General features: G+C 71.3%; 19 protein-coding genes. 8 read left to right on the forward strand and 11 right to left on the reverse strand.

The window, feature by feature from the left end; translation table 11 throughout:
* Positions 1–5: 5 nt before the first annotated feature.
* On the forward strand, positions 6–1,604 hold the full coding sequence (locus L3Q65_RS13005; protein ID WP_237599766.1) for a class I adenylate-forming enzyme family protein: 1,599 nt from the start codon (positions 6–8) through the stop codon (positions 1,602–1,604).
* Positions 1,601–2,407 (forward strand): SDR family NAD(P)-dependent oxidoreductase, encoded by an 807-nt coding sequence (locus L3Q65_RS13010; protein ID WP_182889335.1) that lies wholly within the window; start codon positions 1,601–1,603, stop codon positions 2,405–2,407. The genes L3Q65_RS13005 and L3Q65_RS13010 overlap by 4 nt, the downstream gene beginning before the upstream one ends.
* A 222-nt stretch (positions 2,408–2,629) precedes the next feature.
* On the opposite strand, the gene L3Q65_RS13015 is transcribed toward L3Q65_RS13010, so the two are convergent.
* The 4 genes from L3Q65_RS13015 to L3Q65_RS13030 form a co-directional block, all read right to left on the reverse strand.
* Positions 2,630–3,118 carry a DinB family protein gene (locus L3Q65_RS13015; protein WP_237599767.1) on the reverse strand — a complete coding sequence of 163 codons (489 nt, stop codon included), beginning with the start codon at positions 3,116–3,118 and terminating at the stop codon, positions 2,630–2,632.
* Positions 3,119–3,301: 183 nt separating this feature from the next.
* Entirely contained in the window at positions 3,302–4,372 is a 1,071-nt protein-coding gene (locus L3Q65_RS13020) for a hypothetical protein (RefSeq protein WP_237599768.1), read from the reverse strand.
* 231 nt (positions 4,373–4,603) lie between these two features.
* A complete protein-coding gene (locus tag L3Q65_RS13025) occupies positions 4,604–4,939 on the reverse strand; it encodes an SH3 domain-containing protein (RefSeq protein ID WP_182889333.1) in 336 nt (111 codons plus the stop codon).
* Between the two features lie 152 nt (positions 4,940–5,091).
* Entirely contained in the window at positions 5,092–5,730 is a 639-nt protein-coding gene (locus L3Q65_RS13030) for a helix-turn-helix domain-containing protein (RefSeq protein WP_237599769.1), read from the reverse strand.
* 163 nt (positions 5,731–5,893) lie between these two features.
* On the opposite strand from L3Q65_RS13030, the gene L3Q65_RS13035 reads away from it, so the two are divergent.
* Positions 5,894–6,394: a hypothetical protein gene (locus tag L3Q65_RS13035; RefSeq protein ID WP_237599770.1), complete on the forward strand. Its 501-nt coding sequence runs from the start codon at positions 5,894–5,896 to the stop codon at positions 6,392–6,394.
* A gap of 4 nt (positions 6,395–6,398) precedes the next feature.
* Here L3Q65_RS13035 and L3Q65_RS13040 read toward each other — a convergent pair whose 3' ends face one another.
* Positions 6,399–7,379 (reverse strand): GNAT family N-acetyltransferase, encoded by a 981-nt coding sequence (locus L3Q65_RS13040; protein ID WP_182889330.1) that lies wholly within the window; start codon positions 7,377–7,379, stop codon positions 6,399–6,401.
* 38 nt (positions 7,380–7,417) lie between these two features.
* Positions 7,418–8,698, reverse strand: coding sequence for a cytochrome P450 (locus tag L3Q65_RS13045; protein WP_237599771.1), 1,281 nt, complete (start codon positions 8,696–8,698; stop codon positions 7,418–7,420).
* 245 nt (positions 8,699–8,943) lie between these two features.
* Between L3Q65_RS13045 and L3Q65_RS13050 the strand changes: the two genes are divergently transcribed.
* The gene (locus L3Q65_RS13050) at positions 8,944–9,687 is read left to right on the forward strand and encodes a BTAD domain-containing putative transcriptional regulator (protein ID WP_237599772.1); all 744 of its coding nucleotides are present in this window, start codon (positions 8,944–8,946) and stop codon (positions 9,685–9,687) included.
* Here the strand turns inward: L3Q65_RS13050 and L3Q65_RS47475 are convergent.
* On the reverse strand, positions 9,684–10,574 hold the full coding sequence (locus L3Q65_RS47475; RefSeq protein WP_304504559.1) for a LysR family transcriptional regulator: 891 nt from the start codon (positions 10,572–10,574) through the stop codon (positions 9,684–9,686). The genes L3Q65_RS13050 and L3Q65_RS47475 overlap by 4 nt on opposite strands.
* A gap of 132 nt (positions 10,575–10,706) precedes the next feature.
* On the opposite strand from L3Q65_RS47475, the gene L3Q65_RS13065 reads away from it, so the two are divergent.
* Positions 10,707–11,408: a flavodoxin family protein gene (locus tag L3Q65_RS13065; protein WP_237599773.1), complete on the forward strand. Its 702-nt coding sequence runs from the start codon at positions 10,707–10,709 to the stop codon at positions 11,406–11,408.
* A gap of 29 nt (positions 11,409–11,437) precedes the next feature.
* Here the strand turns inward: L3Q65_RS13065 and L3Q65_RS13070 are convergent, their stop codons facing one another.
* Complete coding sequence (locus L3Q65_RS13070) at positions 11,438–12,559, reverse strand: NAD(P)/FAD-dependent oxidoreductase (protein WP_237599774.1); 1,122 nt, start codon at positions 12,557–12,559, stop codon at positions 11,438–11,440.
* 78 nt (positions 12,560–12,637) lie between these two features.
* Between L3Q65_RS13070 and L3Q65_RS13075 the strand changes: the two genes are divergently transcribed.
* Positions 12,638–13,333, forward strand: a complete 696-nt coding sequence (locus L3Q65_RS13075; RefSeq protein WP_182889325.1) for a TetR/AcrR family transcriptional regulator — start codon at positions 12,638–12,640, stop codon at positions 13,331–13,333.
* Positions 13,330–14,493 carry a tyrosine-type recombinase/integrase gene (locus tag L3Q65_RS13080; RefSeq protein ID WP_182889324.1) on the forward strand — a complete coding sequence of 388 codons (1,164 nt, stop codon included), beginning with the start codon at positions 13,330–13,332 and terminating at the stop codon, positions 14,491–14,493. Before L3Q65_RS13075 ends, L3Q65_RS13080 begins: the two co-directional genes overlap by 4 nt.
* On the opposite strand, the gene L3Q65_RS13085 is transcribed toward L3Q65_RS13080, so the two are convergent.
* The 3 genes from L3Q65_RS13085 to L3Q65_RS13095 all read right to left on the reverse strand — a co-directional run bounded on the left by L3Q65_RS13085 (position 14,494) and on the right by L3Q65_RS13095 (position 16,827).
* The gene (locus L3Q65_RS13085) at positions 14,494–15,288 is read right to left on the reverse strand and encodes an MBL fold metallo-hydrolase (protein WP_182889323.1); all 795 of its coding nucleotides are present in this window, start codon (positions 15,286–15,288) and stop codon (positions 14,494–14,496) included.
* Between the two features lie 81 nt (positions 15,289–15,369).
* Entirely contained in the window at positions 15,370–16,113 is a 744-nt protein-coding gene (locus tag L3Q65_RS13090; protein ID WP_237599775.1) for a hypothetical protein, read from the reverse strand.
* A gap of 27 nt (positions 16,114–16,140) precedes the next feature.
* On the reverse strand, positions 16,141–16,827 hold the full coding sequence (locus tag L3Q65_RS13095; protein ID WP_237599776.1) for a TetR/AcrR family transcriptional regulator: 687 nt from the start codon (positions 16,825–16,827) through the stop codon (positions 16,141–16,143).
* Positions 16,828–16,909: 82 nt separating this feature from the next.
* Between L3Q65_RS13095 and L3Q65_RS13100 the strand changes: the two genes are divergently transcribed.
* Positions 16,910–18,046, forward strand: a complete 1,137-nt coding sequence (locus tag L3Q65_RS13100) for an NAD(P)/FAD-dependent oxidoreductase (RefSeq protein WP_237599777.1) — start codon at positions 16,910–16,912, stop codon at positions 18,044–18,046.
* Position 18,047 lies beyond the last annotated feature (1 nt).

The following is an 18,047-nucleotide window of genomic DNA, read 5'->3' on the forward strand; positions in this document are numbered from 1 at the left end:
AGGCCATGACGTTCACCAGACTGCTCGACGCGGTGGCCGACCAGCTCCCGCCGCCCGGCGGCGACCGGATCGCGGTCAGCTTCGACGGCCGCGACCGGCTGACCTACCCGGAGCTGCGGGACAAATCGCTGCGCTACGCGACGGCGTTGCGCGAACTCGGCCTCGGCAAGGGCGACCGGCTCGGCCTGATGCTGTTCAACGACGCCGAGTACGTGCCGCTGTGCTTCGCCGCGATGCGGCTCGGCGTCGTCGCGGTCCGGCTCAACTTCCGGCTCGCGCCCGCCGAGCTGAAGTTCATCCTCGCCGATTCGGGCAGCAAAGCGGTGATCGTGCACAGCAGCCTGCTCGACCGGGTCGAGCCGGTGCGCGCGGAGACCGGGGTCGAGACCTTCGTGGTCCGTCCGGATTCCGCCGATCCGATCCCGGATTGGGCGCTTCCGTTCGAGGTGCTGCTCGGCCGCGAACCGCTGGCCGACGCGCCGGAGGTGACCGATGCGGACCCGATGTCGCTGCTCTACACCTCGGGCACGACCGGCCTGCCCAAAGGCGCGGTGTGGACGCACGCCAACACGGTCAGCACGGCCACCGCGCAGGCGCTGCGCTGGCGGTTCTCGCCGGAGACCGTCGCGCTGGTGCCGGGCCCGCTCTACCACGCGGGCGGCTTCGAGGCGGTGACCGCGCCGGCGTTCCTGATGCACGGCACCGTCGTGTGCCTGCGGTCCGGCAACTTCACCGTCGACCGGTTGCTGGAGGTGCTCGAAACCGAGCAGGTGACCGACTGCCTGCTGTTCTCCTTCATGCTGCACGACCTGCTGCGCGTGGACGGGATCGAAGACCGGCTGCCGAAATCGGTCACGCACTTCATCATCGGCGGCGACACGATGATGCCGTGGGTCGTCGAAGAAGTGCGGCGGAAGCTGCCGTGGGTGCGGCTGACGCAGGTCTACGGCCTCACCGAGGGCGGAGCGATCGCGACGACGCTGGACGACGCGGACTTCGACGCCCAGCCGAAGAGCGTCGGCCGCCCGGTGCCGCTCACCGAGGTGCGGGTCGCCGGCCTCGGGCTCGAACCGGCGGAGCCCGGCGAAGTCGGCGAGATTCTGGTCCGCGGCCCCTCGGTGTGCGGCGGGTACTGGAACCGGCCGGACGCGAACCGGGACACCTTCGTGGACGGCTGGTGCCGCACCGGGGACCTGGGCTTCGTCAACCCGGACGGCTTCCTCGTGCTCGCGGGCCGGGCGAAGGACATGATCCGCAGCGGCGGGGAGAACGTGTACCCGGCCGAGATCGAACGGGTGCTGACGCAGCATCCGGCGGTGCTGGACGCGGCCGTTGTCGCGGTGCCGGACCCGAAGTACCTCGAAGCCGGCTGCGCGGTGCTGGTGCTGGCCGAGGGGACCGAGCTCGACGAAGCGGAGTTGCGGGCGTATTGCCGGGAGAATCTGGCGACCTACAAGGTTCCCCGGTATTTCGTGGCGCAGCCGGAATTGCCGCGCAACGCGTCCGGGAAGATTCTCAAGTTCACCCTGCGCGACAAGTACGAAAAGCTCGGCACCACCACGGAGTCCGGGGTCACCCGGCCGGGAGAGGAAGGAACCCGATGAACCACCCGGTGCGGCGGCGCAAGCCCGAACTGGCTCTCGTGACCGGCGCGGCGGGCGGGGTCGGCTCGGCCACCGCGAGGCGGCTGGTCGAGGACGGCGCGAAAGTCGCCCTCACCGACCTGAACGCCGAACGGCTCACGGAGCTGGCGGACGAACTCGGCGCGGTCGCCTTGCCCGCGGACGGCACCGACCGCGCGGCGATCCACGACGTGGTGGAGCAGGCCGTCGAGCGGCTGGGCGGGCTCGACACCGTGATCGCGGCTCAGGGCGCGGCAGTATCGGGCACCGCGCGGCCTCAGCACGTCGAGGCGTATCAGCGGGCGCTGGACGTCAACCTGCACGGTTCGTACTACCTGGCCGGGGAAGTGCTGCCGCATCTGGAACGGCGGCAAGGCTCACTGGTGCTGTTCGCGTCGACGGCCGGGCTGATCGCGGGGCCGCCCGGAACCGTCGGCTACACGGCGGCCAAGGCGGGGATCATCGGCATCACCCGGTGGCTCGCGCGGGACTACGGGCCGAAGGGCGTGCGAGTGAACGCGGTCTGCCCAGGCTGGGTCCGCACCCCGCTCGGCGAGGGCGCGATGGCCTATCTGGCGAAGCGCGAGGGCATCACGCTCGACGAGGCATATGCGCTGACCACGAAGCACGTGCCGCTCCGCCGTGCCGCGGAACCGGAGGAGATCGCGTCGGTGTGCGCGTTCCTCGCCTCGGGCGACGCGTCCATGGTCACCGGCCACGTGCTGGTCGCGGACGGCGGCGGCGCGGCGGTGGATTCGTCCACTTTGGTCTTCGACGAGCTGTGAGCCGGGCGGCGGCGGGTCGTGAGGGCGGCCTTCCCGGACTCTGATTCCCGCAGAGTCCCGCTCGCCTACGGTGCTCACCGGCCGGACCGGCGGGCGATGTTCGTCGACGCCGAGCGGAATCGGCAAGCGGCGCAACGGAAACTGGAGAGCCCCGTCCTCGCGCTCGGCGGATGGCGCGACGCGCTCCTTCCCTTCCTCGCCAAGCACCAGTGACCGCCGAGGTCAGGGGAGCGGCTGGTCGATCTGCTCGCGCAGGATGTCCCCGTGTCCCGCGTGCCGGGCGAATTCCTGGATCATCGCGAGCAGCGTCCATCGCATGCTGACGGTGCCCTCGCCGGGGAACTCCTTGGTGTCGTCGAGTTCGAAGCGCGCGGCGATCTCCCTTGACCGCTGGCTGGCGCGTTCGTATTCGGCGATCACGTCGGCCACGGTCTCGTCGTCGGCGACGGCGAAGGTGCCGACGTCTCGCTTCGAGTACCCGTCGCATTCGGACTCGTCGAGCCCCGCCCAGAACCGTTGAAACCAGATCCGTTCCGCCGCGGCGGCGTGCTTGACCACGGAAATCGGCGTCGACAGCGACGCGACGAGCCGTCGCCGGGCGTCGGCCTCGGACAGGCCGCGGAGGGTCTCGGCCAGTGCTTCGCGGTTGCGGTCGAGCGTGTTCTCGAGCAGTGCTCGTTCGGTGCCGTTGGTGATGCGTTCGGTGGGCATGGTTCTGCTCCGTTCTCGGGCATGACGGGGGACGGCCTGGCGAGGCCGGGATCGCTGAGGTGCTGCACCTGCGCGGGCCAGGAAAAGCACCGCGGGCGATGACGGTCAGCCGGTCGAACCCGGCGACGGGAGGTATTCAACCACAACCCGGCCGGGCGCGGTGGCCGCTGCCACCGCGCCCGGCTACTCGGTTTCCTCCGGCTCCTCCGCCTTCTCCGCCTCGCGAAGCCGCTGCAATTCCTCAAGTTCCGCCTGCTGCGCGCTCACACGAGCACGCAGTTCCCCCAGCTCAGCATGCAGCGGTGCCAGCGTTTCGGCGTACGCCTTGGTCGCCTGGCTCAACTGCGCAGCGGACTCCGCGACCCGCTGATCAGCCGCCGACTGAACGCCACGCACACGTTCGTCCGCCTCCGCGGCCTGCTCGCGCAACCGCTGCTCCTGCTCCCGCATCCGGGTCTCGTGCTCGCCGGTCAGCGCTGCCCGAAGTTCCTCCTGCGCTTCCGCCGCCGCACGACGCGCCTGTTCCAGATCCTCGACCGCCGTCGCCCGCAACGCGGAGATCTCGCGCTGCAACGCCGTGACCCGGTCATGCGCGCCCGCCGCCTGCTCGAGCGCACGCTGTCGGTTGTTCGCGGCTTCATCACGGACCGCCAGCGCGGCTTCCTGCGCTTTCCGCGCCGCAGCGGCGTTCGCGAGCGCAGCGTCACGCTCTTCCCGGTCCACTTCGGACTGTTTCCTGGCCGCTGCCTCGGCCGCACGCGCTTCCTCCGCCTCGGCTAACGCGTGCGCGCGCTCCGCGTTCGCCGCCCGGGCCTCCGCCAACGCCTCGTCGCGGGCGGCTTCGGCCTCTTCCCGCGCTTTGAGGGCGGCCGCGGTCTGGTCGGTGACGTGCGTGCGCAGCGCCGACAGCTCCGCGTGCAGCGGGTCCAACGCCGACAACGCCGACCCGAGCTGCTCGTCGAGCGCCCGGGTGTCGAGCTGGGTCATCGGCTGGTCGGGGCCGTAGACGGTCACCCAGATCTCGCGCTGCTCGTCGAGCATCGCGCACGTGACGACCTTCGCGCCCCACCTTCCGTACCGCTCCGGATCGGCCGGGCAGTACGGCGTCGGCCGCCCGCCTTGCCGGGGGATCGGCGGCAGCGGCCGGCCGCAGTACGCGCATCCCGCCTCGTCCCCGGCGGCCAGCGCGCGCACGGTCGCCTCCCGGCGTTCCTCGCGGCTTCCGCGCCGGATCGGCGGCCCCATCGTCTCCATCAGTGCCCCTTTCCGCAGGTGACACCCACTCTACAGTTATGGTTTACATACCGAAACACGAGGTAAGACTTGAATAACTTAAACCGGGAGACAGGAGCGAGAAGCTAGAACTATATGGATAACTGAGATTATTCATATAGTTGTGCCACAGGCGGCTTCGAGAACCATCAGAGCGGCGATCCGCAGCGGTGCCCCGCCTGTCCGAGCCAGGCGGGGCACCTCGAGAAGACGTCAGCCGCACTGGGTCCCGACGCCGCCGGTCACTCCGCCCTTCAGGTAGTAGGCGGCCACGTAGCCCTGCTTGTAGGTGTCGCCCAGCTGGCGGACCCAGATGTCGTTGCCTTCGATGTTCTCGCCGTGGGTCCAGCAGTAGGCGTCGTAGCCGTTGTCGGCGGTCACGTAGTCGACCTGCTGGCTGTGGGTGGTCGGCAGCTGGCGGACCCGCGCGTCGTGCCACGGCGTGACGCGGTAGGGGGCCAGCGCGGGTGCGGCGAGGGCCGGGCTGATCGTCGCGGCGGCGGCCGCGAGGGTCAGCGCGGCCGCGGTCAGCGTCTTCGAGATCCTCATCGTGTTCCTCCCTGGTGATGGCTTTCCCCGGTCGCCACGGGTGGTGGCCGATCGAGAACAGCACCGGGGCGGGGAGCGCGGCCAGATCGACGGGTGTCCTGCCGTGTCCCGTTCTGCGCCGGACACGCTGAGCTGGGGGAACCCGGGCTCGGTCAGCTGTGCCGGTAGGACCGGACAGAGGTCGAGCGTTCCGTGCCGCCGAGGTGGTTGAGCACGGTGTGCCATCCCGTGCAGTCCGGGGCGGGGAAGCCGAGCTGGCGTTCTTTGCTGCTGTTCATCTCCGAGCGGGCCTCGAACGACAGGGCGGCGCAGTGGTTCGCACTGGCCCAGACCGGGTCGAGGGTGATCTTGTGCCCGCCGAATTCCGGTTCGCTCCAGAAGCACACGAAGCCGGGCGCGCACTCGGCGACGGTCGCGGACGGACGGTCGAGCGCCCAGAACGTCGCGGTCGCGGCAGCCAGCAGCACCGCGGCGGCCAGGGCGCCGATCGCGGCGAACTGCCACCGGCGTCCTGGCCCGGCCGGTTCCCCCGACGCCGGACCGGACTCGCACAGCCGCTTGCGGACCGCGTCGAGTTCGTCGAACAGGTCCGCCCGGTCGCACCCGCGCAGGTAGCAGCGAAGCTGACCGGCGGTCGGCACCTGGCCGTTCTCGAGGTAGGAGACGCGCTGCCTGGTCAGCGCCTCGGAGCCGATCGCCGAACGCCGGGCGAGCGCGTGCTGGGTCATCGGCCCGCGCAGTTCGCGCAGGCGTTCGCCGAAGGTTTTCGCGTCCGAACCGCGCTCCGCCATGCTTCGCCCCTCGCCAAGCCGTCCGGACCGCGGATCAGCGTAGCGAGCGAAACGCCCAGGTCCCGGCGGCGAACTCGGCGATCAGCCGATCCGGGGACTCCGGAGCGGGGGAACTGCCGTGCCAGGATCAGCCGGCACGGCGTCGGAAACACGGGGGACACTGATGGCTCAGAGCGGGCTGCGAGGCTTTGCCTTCTCTCTGCGGCCCGCCACGCGCGCACCTGGCAGGGTCGCGCCGGCGCCGGACGGCGATCCCGGCTTCGACGCCCTGGTCATCGAGGCCTGCCAGGTCCTCGCCGCGACGGATTGCGCGTTCACCGTCCGCGGTTTCGGCGGGAGCTGGCCGGTGGACGTCGCCTATGACCTGTCGACCCTGGTCGAACAGCTTCCCCGACTGCTGCGAGACCTGCGCGCCCGCCGCGACGGCCAGATCGGCTTCTACGGCCAGGGCATCGAGCGGACCGTGCACTTCAGCCCGTGCGGGGAGCGACTGCGGCTCACCTGCACGTCCAGGACTTCCTGGACTCCGGATCCCGCCGTCGAGATCGCCGGCGCCGCCAGCCTGGAAGAGATGATCCTCCGGTTGATGTCCGCGTTCTGCAGTTCGCTGGAGACCGCGCGCTCGCCGCTGGCCGACGCGTCCCCGTTTTCCTCGTGGCGATGAATCCTCACAACTCCCGGCTCACCACGCTGCCCGCCTGCACCGTCGCGAACCCCAGCCGGTGGTTGACCGCGATCATGTGCGTGTTTCCCGCACCCGTGGCGGTCCAGACTTGCGCCACGCCAGGTCGGTCCGCTGTGAACCACCGCAGCATCGCCGACTTCATCGCCAGTCCGAGACCGTGCCCGCGATGCGCGGCGAGCACCGCGGTGTCGCCCTGGTGCAACCTATCCGGCAGCAGCGGCCGCGATTCCATCTCCGTCAGGCCGACCACCTCGCCCCCGGAAGAAACCGCTGCCACCGTCCGGTGCTCGATGCCCCGCTCGCGATACGAGGCTTCGATCCGCCGGACCCGGTCCGCCGACCAATCCGGCGCGCCGAACTCGGACTCGCCCAACGGTGCGTCGCCAATAGCCGCGCGAGCCTTCGCGTACTCGGAGACGAGCGGCTCCGGAGCAGCGCCGGCCCACCGCATCAGCCGGTATCCGGGAGGCGGCGCGACGTCCCACCGCGCGCGGTCGGCCTCGCTCAGCTCCATGATCTGCAGGACCGCCGAGTGCACGATCCGGAACCCGAGATCTTGAGCCCAGCGCTCGCCCGGGCCGCCGAGGGCGAGGTTCCACGCCTCCACCCGCGTCCGCCCGAGTGCCCGCAGCTTCGGCTCCAACGTGTGCAGCAGCTCCGTCCCGATGCCTTGGCGCCGCACGTCCGGGTGGACGTGGAGCCGCACGAGTGCGAGGTGTTCGTTCCCGTCGGCGGGCAGGGTCGCGATCGCCCTGGCGACGAGCCGGTCGTCCCGGTGGGCGGTCCACACCAGCTGCTCGCCCGCCTGGATCTGCGGCGCGCGCACGCCGGAGATCGTCTCCTCCCGCGTCATCGGCGGACGCTCCGGGAAATCCAGCCGGTAGGCGGAAAACTGCAGCTCGTGCAGTGCGTCCCAGTCCGCGTCGCTCGCCCGGTCGGCGTCGAAAAGCCGCACGTCCAGCACGGTCGCCCCCCTGATCGAAACCAGCCCCTCCTCGCAACCTACCGCCAGTGCAGCGAGGTTTTCCGCCGAATCGAGACCTGGACCGGAAGCGACGTCAGCCCGCGCAGGGTCGCGGTGTCCTCCCAGACCGGGCAGCCGGCCAAGGTCAACGTGATTCCGTTGTCCCGCAGGCAATCGAAGAGGGTCCTCAGCTGGAGGTTGACCAGCGCGGCGCCGAGGCAGGAGTGCGCGCCGCGGCCGAATCCGAGGTGCAGGCCGCGCCGGGGCCGCGGATTCACCTCGTCCGGGCAAGGAAATACCGCGGGATCGCGATTCGCGGCCGCCAGCAGCACGATCACCACGTCGCCGCGCCGGACGCGCTGGCCGCCCAGTTCCCCGTCGGCGACGCACATCCGGCCGTCGGCTTGCACGGATCCGTCGAGGCGGACCAGTTCGTCGGCGAGATCGTCCGCGCCGTCCAATCCGGACAGCAGATCCAGCAGACCGGGCCGGCGCGCCAGGCGCAGCAGAGCGGCGCCGAGCAGGCGGCTGGACGACTCGTACCCGGCGTGCAGGACCGCGCGGAGCGAGTTCGCCAGCAGGTCCGCGGAAATGCCGGGGCGGACGTAGCGGGCGCGGCGGGCGGCGGCGACGAAACCGGTCTGGTTCTCCGAGGCCAGCCAGCCCGCGACGAGTTCGCTGAGCTGGGCCCTGGCCTCGTTCCCGGCTTCCGCGCGGGACGGGTCGAGACCGGCGTCCATGCTGCGCACGATGGCATTGGAGTAACGCTCGAACTCTTCGCCGCCCGGCGGTTGCACGCCGAGATACCGGCAGATCGCGTCGAGCGCGACCGGACGCGCGAAGCCCCGGACGAGGTCGGCCGGGCACGAATCGGCCAGTCCGAGGAGCCGGGAAGCCATGCTCGCGCGCAGGTGCCCGGCCATGGCGCGCTGCGGCGTCTGGTGCAGCGCGGAGATCAGCAACCGGCGGATCCCGGTGTGCTCCGGCGGGTCGAGCCGCTGCAGGCTGACCGACGCGGCGGGGACGTCGAGCCCGGCCCGGCGGAAGTCCGAGGCGTAGCGGGCGGGATCGGCGAGCACCTGACGTCCGGCGGCGTGCTCGGTGACGACCCAGGAGTCCAGCATTCCGTGCCAGTACACCGGATGCGCCTCGCGCAGCGCGCGGTAGACCGGGTGCGGATCGGCGAGCACGCGCGGGTCGAGCGGCTCGTAGTACGGGTCGTCGTGCGGCTTGTCGTGCGCGGGCAAAACGTCCTCCGGTTCCCCGGCGAGCACGCCGCGGTCGGGTCGGAGCGGGAGCGTCGCGGCCGGTCCGGTCACGACGCTCCCGCGGTGCGGCTTGCCGGGTCAGTGGACGTACAGCATGGGCATTCACCTCCCGAATCCCGTTCGCAGCAGCGGGAAATCCGTGCCGGGGGCGAAAGCGGGCCGGCGCGTTTCCGGTGACGGAGCGGCGCTGCCCGGGCTGTGGCCCATCGTGGCCGGGGCGCCTTGTCGAAACCTTGCAGCGACCTTGAACCCTCGGCGGCGGGACTGGTATCCCGGAAAGGACCCAGGGAGGTTCCGTGTGCGGCACCGAGGTCAGGGTTCTCGGAGAGGTCGAAATACGGGTCGGCGGGCGGATTCTCGCCTTGGGCCCGCCGCGGCAGCGCAGGCTTCTCGCGGCGCTGCTCATCCAGCCGAACGTCCAGATCTCGACCGGCGAGCTGATCAGCCGGGTCTGGAACGGCTCCCCGCCCGCGCGCGTGCACAACGCGCTCTACAGCTACGTTTCCCGGCTTCGCGGGGTGCTCCAGGGCAGTGATCGGCTGGTCCTGACGCGCGGGCACCGCGGATACGTGCTGCTGGTCGACGAGGACGACATCGACCTGTGCCGGTTCCGCGGCCTGGTGGCGCGGGCGAGGCAGTCCGGCACCGACCGGCGGCGGGCGAAACAGGCCTACGAGAAGGCGTTGTCGCTGTGCCGCGGCGTTCCGTTCGTGGACGTCGACGCCGCGTGGCTGGTCGACCTGCGCGCCCGGTTCGCCGCCGAGCGGCTGGGCGCGGAACTGGACCTGTTCGACATCTGCCTGCGCGAAGGCAAGTCCTCGGAACTGCTCGGCCCGCTGAACCATTACGCGGCCGAGCATCCGCTGGACGAACGGATCGCCGCGCAGCTGATGACGGTGCTGTGCCGGCACGGCCGCCAGGCGGACGCGCTGCGCAGGTACGCCGGGCTGAGCCGCCGTCTCCGCAACGAGCTGGGCGTCGACCCGGGAGCGCGGCTGGTGGAGCTGCACGGCCGGATCCTCTCCGGCGCGTGCCCCTAGCCCGGCACGGAAGCGCGCAGCAGCAGCTCCCGCAGCGCGAGCGCGACGTCCGAAGGGTTTTCGGGCAGGAGGACGACCTGGTCGGCGGTGGTCGACGGACCGGTCAGCGGGATGATCCGCAGCCCCGGCGGCTGGTGGTCCAGTGCCGACTCGACGGTGATCCCGATTCCCGTCCCGGCCGCGACATGGGCGGCGATCGCCTGGACGCTGTCGGCGGTCCGGATGATCCGCAGGTCCGCGCCGCTGATCCGGAACGCCGACAGCAGCCGGTCGCAGAGCCCGCTGTTGATCTGGTGCGGCCAGGTCAGCAACGCGGTCGAGGACAGTTCGGCGGCGCTCAGTTCCGCGTGTCCGGCAAGGGAATGCGCCGCGGGCACCAGCGCGACGAACCGTTCGGCGGACAGCACCCGCGCCCGCACGCCGTCGATCCCGCCGGTCGCCCAGCCGATGCCGAGCCCGACGGTTTCCGCGCGCAGGGCGGCGAGCTGCGCGGTGGTCGGCATCGGCTCGGGCACGATCGTGACGTCGGGGAACTGCTCGCGCAGCAGAGGCAGGCAGCGCAGCAGCACCTGGTGGGCGGTGTATTCGGCGTGGGCGACGACGAGCGTGCCGCGCTTCGGGTCGCCGCCCGCCAGAGAGCGACCGCGTTGCCGGAAGCGGCGCAGCTGGGCGAGGGTGGCGTGCGCGTCGGGCAGGAGGGCTTCGCCGAGGCCGGTCAGCGAGACGCGGCGGCTGGTGCGGTGGAACAGCTTGCCGCCCAAGGTTTTCTCCAGGCGCCGGACGGCGTCGCTGACGGTCGGCTGCCCGCGGTGCAGGCGCTCGGCGGCGCGGCCGAAGTGCAGTTCCTCCGCGACCGTGACGAACGCTTCCAGTTCGATCCTGTCCACCGGATCAGGCTAGCCCGATCGATCGGTTTCACCGATCGCTGGGTGGTGGAGAACGGCGTTGATGGTGCCCGGGGATCGGGATGAGATGGGGAGCAAGCAGGGGATTCCCCCACGAACGGAAGAAGATTTCGCATGACAGCCACTGCCGTTGACGGCATCCCGCAGGCCACGGTCGCCGTGGTCTGCCATTCGGTCCACGGGCACACCCGCCTCCTGGCCGAGCATCTCGCCGAAGGGGCGCGACAGGTGCCGGGCGTGCGGGTGCACCTCGTCGACATCCGGGCCGAGGACGTCTCGGCGGGCCGTTGGCACGACAGCGAGGTCATGGCGCTGCTGGGCCGTTCCGACGCGATCGTCATGGGCTCCCCGACGCTGATGGGCAGCGTGTCCGCGGTGTTCAAGGCGTTCATGGAGGCCGCGTTCACGCCGTTCACCACACAGGCGTGGAAGGACAAACTGGCCGGCGGGTTCACCATGTCCGCGTCGCAGAGCGGCGACAAGCTGGCGGTGCTGCAGCAGTTGTCGGTGTTCGCCGCGCAGTTGGGCATGCAGTGGATCGGCGTGGGCGACATGCCGGGCAACAACTGGACCGGCGGGTCCCGCGACGATGTCAACCGGCTCGGCTCGTGGCTGGGGCTGATGAGCCAGAGCCACGCCGACCTCGGCCCGGAGGAGGCCGGATCGCACGGCGACCGCGCCACCGCCCAGCGGTACGGCGAGCGGATCGCGCGGCTGACGCAGCGCTGGGTCAACGGCGTGCCTTACGAAACCGGCCGGATGACCGAGCACGAGGCCCGCGCGCTGTCCGCCTCCCTCCGCGACGCAGCGTCCTGACGCAGGTGAGTTTGCCCTGCCGAACTGTCCTACGTTCCGGCGACGAACTCGGCGAGCAGCCCGTGCGGTGCGTCGGGGCCGAACATCTGCCGTTGCAGGTGCGCGCCCTCGGCGGCGGTTTCCGCGCCGCGCGGGAACATCGCCTGCTCGTACTCGGCGAGGGCGCCCTCGACGTCGCCGGGATGGGCGGCGAGCGCGAGCCCGAGTTCGGCGCCGTCGAGCATGGCCAGGTTCGCGCCTTCGCCGTTCGGCGGCGCGAGGTGCGCGGCGTCGCCGATCAAGGTCACGCCCGGCACCCGCTCCCACCGATGCTCGATCGGCAAGCCGTAGTGCGGCCGCAAGACGGGTGCGGTGGCGCTTTCGGTGATCAGCGTGGTCAACGCCGTCGACCAGCCCTCGTACTCCGCCGCGATTCGCGCGGTCGCGGCCGCCGGGGCAGTGAAATCGATGCCGTCGAACCATTCCAGCGGCCGTTGCAGCCCGATGTAGGCGTGCAGGATTCCGTCTCGCTCGCGGTGCGCGGTGATCCCGTGCCCCGGCGCGAGCACCAGCAGCATCCCGCCGCCGACCGCTTCGGCCGTGGCCGGGAACAGGCGGTCGGAGTCGTGGAGGAAGGTCTCGACCGAGGACACCCCGCTGTACTCGGGTTTCGCCGAGGACAGCAGCGGCCGGACCTTCGACCAGGCGCCGTCCGCGCCGACCAGCAGATCTGTGGTCACCGTGCCCCCGTCGGCGAACGCGACTTCGTAGCCCTGCGCCAGGGCGCGCACGCCGCTGACCTTGTGTCCCCAGTGGACAGTGCCCTCCGGCAGCGAGTCGATCAGCAGCTGCCGCAGCTCGCCGCGGTGAACTTCGGGACGGCCGCCGGTGCCGTCGTCGGGTTGTTTGAACAGCACGGTCCCGTCATGGGACACCAGCCGCAGCTCTTGTCTCCCTTCCAGGATCAGGCTGCGGAATTCGGCGGTCAGCCCGGCGGCTTCGACGGCGAGCTGACCGTTGTAGTCGTGGATGTCGAGCAGGCCGCCCTGGGCGCGCGAGGCCGGGGACGGCTCGGCCTCGTACACGGCGGCGGGGATTCCGTGGACGTGCAGGACGCGGGCGAGCGTGAGTCCGCCGAGCCCGGCGCCGACGATCGTGACGGACGTGTTCATGGCACAGCTCCTTCCGGTGACAGTTCTGGTACGCCATTCCATATTGGAACGGCGTACCAGATGTGTCAAGATGAGCGCATGGCTACGGGGACGCGCCGGGCACAGCGGCGCACGGAGGCACTCTCTCGGGAGCGCATCGTCGAGGCGGCGGTGGAACTGCTGGACGCGGCGGGCGAGAGCGGCCTGACGTTCCGGGTGCTCACCGAGCGGCTCGCGACCGGGCCCGGGGCGATCTACTGGCACGTCGCGAACAAGGGCGAGCTGCTGGTCGCCGCGACCGACGCGGTGGTGGCCGACGCGCTGGCAGCGGAGCCGGCCGGCTCGCCGCGCGATGAGGTGCACGCGGTCGCGCTCGGCCTGTTCTCCGCGATCGACGCGCATCCGTGGCTGGCCGCGCAGCTGCTGCTCCAGTTGTCCCGCAGCCCGGGCGGGCCGGTGACGCCGCGGATCCTCGAAAGCCTCGGCCGCCGGGTCCGCGCGCTGGGCGTGCCCGAGGAGCACTGGTTCACCGCGACGTCGGTGCTGATGCACTACGTGCTGGGCGCGGCCGGGCAGAACGCGGCCAACAGCCGGGTCGCCGAGCCGGACGCGGACCGGGCGGAATTCCTCGCCGCCACCGCGGAAGCGTGGGAGGACCTCGACCCGGAGGAGTACGAGACGACCCGGTTGATGGCGAGCCAGATGCGCGAGCACGACGACCGCGCGCAGTTCCTCGCCGGGATCGATCTCGTGCTCGCCGGGGTCGCCGCGCTGTATCCGGGCGGGCGCGCATGACCCTCGCGCTCACCGATGCCGGGGGAGCGGGCAAGGACGCGCGGGAGCGGTTCGGGGAATTCCTGCGCGTGTACGCGTCGCTCAACACCCGGGTCGCGTACGCGACCGATCTGGGCATTCCGCTTGACTGGGTGCCCGGCTACCAGCCGCCCGATCCGGGACGCCGCCGCGGCCGTGCGCGGCGGGCCGATCCGGACGCGCTCGCGTGGCTGCCGTGGTGCCTGCGCAACGGGTTCACGTCGTTCGCCGACGTCCGGGTGGAGCACGTCGAGCAGTGGCTGGACGAGCTGGCGCGGGCCGGGTACCGCGACGCGACGCGCGGCCGGATGCTGTCGGCGGTGTCCGCGTTCTACCGCAAGTACCTGTTGCGCGAAGGTCTGGCCGGGCACAATCCCGCCGCGCTCGTGGACCGGCGGGCGCAGCATCTCAACCGGCCTTCCGGCGTCCCGTCGCAGACCGCGCGCTGGTCGTTCGACGCGTGCCGGGCGTTGCTGCTCGCGGCGTGGCTGCTGGCCGGCCACAGCCGAAACGGGCTGCGCGACCGGGCGATGGTCGAGATCCTGATCGGCACCGGGGTGCGCGCGGAGGAACTCGTGGGCGTCGATCTGGGCGACTACCGGCGGCCGGCCGCGGGCGGCTTCGGCGTGCTTCGCGTGCACGGCAAGGGATCCAAGGACCGCGAGGTCGCGCTGGCCGCGCCGGTGGCCGACGCGCTAGACGCCTATCTGGCCGAGCGGGTCACGCCGCAGGTCCCGGCGCTGCGCAGCCAGGTCGGCGCGAAGCGGGCGGAGCCGTTGTTCGTCACCAGCACCGGTGCGCGCGTGCACGTTTCGCACGTGACGGCGTTGCTGCGCCGGTTGTGCGCGACGTTCTGCCAGCCGGCCAGGACCGCGCGGCTGCAGGAGGTGCTCGACACCGCCGAGGCCCGGTTCGTCGCGACGCACCTGCAGCCGTTGTGCGACACGATCCATCCGCATTCGGCGCGCCACTCCTACGCGACGCACGCGATCGAGCGAGGGGTCCCGCCGCGCCAGGTGCAGCGCGACCTCGGGCACGCCGCGTTGTCGACCACCGAGGGGTATCTGCACGACGAGAACGCCGTCCGGGACTCGGCCGCGCACGAGCTGGCTCCGGCGCTGCATCGCGGCTGGCTCGGCTGATCAGCCGAGTTTGGCGGCCTGTGCCCGGTGCAGATCGCCGACCCATTCCCAGCCGGGCTTGGCCGACGGGCCGATCCGCGGGTCGTCGGGTTCGCGACCGTCGCGCAAGGCCTGCACGTACGCGCGGTCGAGTTTGATTCGCGCGCGCACCTGACCGGCTGCGACGGACCCGTGGCCGGGGATGACGACGTCGGCTTCGTCCGCCGCGGCTTCCAGCAGCCGCAGCCCGGTCAAGTAGTCCTCGATCGGATCGGCGGTGGTGTCGAACATCGGGACCAGGACGTCGGAAAGCATGTCGCCCGCGACGAGAACCCCGCGTTCCTCGATCAGCAGCGCGGCGTGGCCAGGGGCGTGCGCCGGGTGTTCGATGATCCGGGTTCGCGGGCCGACCCAGGGGAGATACGCGGTTCCGGCGGGCAGCGCGGTGACGCGGCCGAACAGGTCCAGCGGCACGTCGCCGGCGATCTCCGGCGGCAATCCTTCTGCGACAAGGGATTTCCAGTCCGGCTTCGCGAGCAGATCCTGCAAATAGGCGGCGCACCGGGCAGTTCCGTAGCGGGGGACGTCGCCGAATTCGGCGTGCCAGAGCGCGTGATCCCAATCCGGGTGCGTCGCGAAGCCCGCCGCGACCGGCTGGCCGAGTTCGCGGAGATCGCGGGCCAGGCAGGCGAGTTCTCCGTTCGTGAGCCCGGGGTCGACGAGCAGCACGCCGTCCCGGCCCTGCACGACGACCGCGTTGTTCTCGAGCACCTCGCTCTGGTGGACCAGCACGCCTTCCGCTGCCTGGCTCAGCATGGCACCCCCTTCGCTCGTGGAGCGCGACAGTAGCCCGAAGTGATAGCAAAGTGCAAGCACTAAGTGCACCCGGAGCAGCGGTCAAGCCTCGATGAACGGCTCGGAACACAGCGTGCAGGTGATCGGCCCCAGTTCCAGGATCGACCGGGCCGCGCGGATCCGGCGCGGGGGTTCGCAGCGGCAGATCGCCGCGACGTAGTTCGGCCCGCCGCGGTGCGCGCCGCGCCCGTCGACCGGGGCGATCACCACTGGCGGCGCGGGCGGTTCGGCCACCTCGTCCGGCACCTCCGGGTCGTCCGGCGGGGCAGCGACGGCGCGTCGGGCGACCTCCTGCTCGGTGTGCCGCCACACGGTCAGAGCGGCTTCGAGCCGGGAGAGTTCTCCAAGGTAGGCCTCGAGAGTCGCGGGGAGCGCGGTAGTGGAGGACCAGCCGATCCGGTCCGCCTGTTCGGCGCGCAGGCCGAGTTCGGCGGCGAGCGCGGCGAAGCGTTTGTTGTGATAGCGGCCGTCGCTGACATCGACGATGTCGCGCGTGGCGGCGAGTCCGTGCGCGGCCTCGTGGAGCGTGGTGGAGAGGATCTCGGCCGCGCTGCGCCGGAGGCCTTCGGCGCCGAGGAAGAACTCGGCGCGGGGTTCGACGCCGTCGCCGACGTGCCAGCGGGACCGGGCGAAGTGGCCGTGGATCTCGGTGGTGGTGCCCATCGTTCCCGACGCCAGCACGAGGATCGCCTCGGGAACGTCCGCGTGCCGCCGCCGGATCTCGGCCCAGAGCTGTTCCATCGCGTGCATGACACGGGTCGTGGGCCCCAGTGCGGCGGTGTCCATGCGCCTATCTTGCCGCTTAAGCGGTAACTAGCTGAGCGAGAGTCCGGAAAGCACCCGCTCGAGACCGGCGGCGAAGACGGCGTCGCCATCCGGGTGGACGGCGTCGCGGGCGGTGCGGAAAAGGGTGGGGTAGCGGCCGGTGTCGAACATCCGCTTGAGGTAGGGCGCGGCGGCGCGGTGCCAGCCTTCCTCGTCGAGGCCGGTGTCGCTGATGAGTCGCCGTTCGCGGATCTCGCTGCGCACCGCGCCGGTGACGTAGGAGTGCACGGTGAACACCGTGATCATGGCGTCCTCGATCGGGCCCGGACCGGCCGCGGCGGCAAGGGAGGCCTCCAGGTACGCGAGCGCGTTCGGGCCTAGGCCGGGCCGTCCGCCGATCAGGTCCGCGAACCATTCGTGCCGCTGGACGGCGGCGCGGCAGCCGTGGGCGAGCGCGCGCAGGGCGGCCACGCCTTCGGTGTCCGGGTCCGGCAGCGGGATCTCGCCGTAGACGGCGTCGGTCATCAGGTCGAGCAGTTCTTCTTTGGTGTCGAGGTAGCCGTAAAGCCGCATCGGCCCGGCACCGAGCGCGGCCGCGACTTTGCGCAGCGACACCGCCTCCAGTCCGCCTTCGTCGGCGAGCGCGCAAGCCGTCTCGACGATGCGGGCGCGGCTCAACGGCGCCGGCGTCGCGCGCGCCGGCGGTTCGGGCCGTTCCCACACCAGTTCGTCCATGCTCGCTCCTTTTCGGGTGACAGTACCGGGGCGGTTCCGATACGGTGTATTTGGCCAATACAGTGTATCGAGGGATGTCATCATGCGAATCGTGATCGCCGGGGGCGGGCTCGGCGGGCTCACCTGCGCGCGGGTGCTGCACGCGCACGGCGTCGAGGCCGTGGTCTGCGAACGCGACGCCAGCCGGGAAGCGCGGGTTCAGGGCGGCACGCTGGACCTGACGGTCGACGAGGGCCAGTGGGCGCTGCGCGAGGCCGGCCTGGAGGCGGGTTACCGCGCGATCGCCCGTCCGGAGGGCCAGGACATGGTCCTGTACGACTCCGCGGGAACCCCGCTGCGGCGGGAAATCACCCCGGACGAAGGAGAAGAACGCTGGGGCCGTCCCGAGGCGGACCGGCCGGCGCTGCGGAAACTGCTGCTCGACGCGCTTCCGGAGGAGACCGTCCGCTGGGGGCACGCGGTGACCGGGGCGGAGCCGCTCGGCGACGGACGCCATCGCGTGCACCTCTCCGGCGGCGAAACCCTGGACTGCGATTTCCTGATCGGCGCGGACGGCGCCCGGTCGAGGATCCGGCCGTTGCTCACCGACGCGGAACCGGCGTACTGCGGGGTGCACGGGATGGAGCTGGTCATCCATGACGCGGACCGGGCGCACCCGGCGGCTTCGGCGCTCGTGGGCCGCGGCAGCTTCTCCGCGATCGGGGATCAGCAGACGCTTTCCGCGCAACGCAACGGGGACGGCACGATCCGCGTCCATCTGACCCTGCGGTGCGCCGAGGATTGGACGGAGACGTCGGGGATTCCGTTCGACGATCCGGATCGCGCTCGTGCCGCGTTGAAGGAGCTCTACGCCGGGTGGCCGGCGGAATTCCTGGCGTTGGTGGACGCCACGTCCGGGCCGATGCTGGTGTATCCGTTGACCGCGTTGCCGGTCGGGGTGCGCTGGGACAGCACGCCGGGTGTGACGCTGATCGGGGACGCGGCGCACTTGATGTCGCCGTTCGCCGGGCAGGGCGCGAACCTCGCGATGCGCGACGGCGCCGAACTCGCCCTGGTTCTGGCTGAGGGCGGCGACGTGGCGAAGTTCGAGCAGGCGATGCTCGAACGCGCTGAACCGGCGGCGCGGATGTCGGCGGACAACCTGGAGCTGTTCCTGTCCGACGGCGCGGCGGAGAAGGTGCGGCACCTGTTCGCGAAGATGTCCGGGGAGGAGGACTGAC

This window comes from Amycolatopsis sp. FU40, from assembly GCF_021903635.1.
Classification (GTDB): domain Bacteria; phylum Actinomycetota; class Actinomycetes; order Mycobacteriales; family Pseudonocardiaceae; genus Amycolatopsis; species Amycolatopsis dendrobii.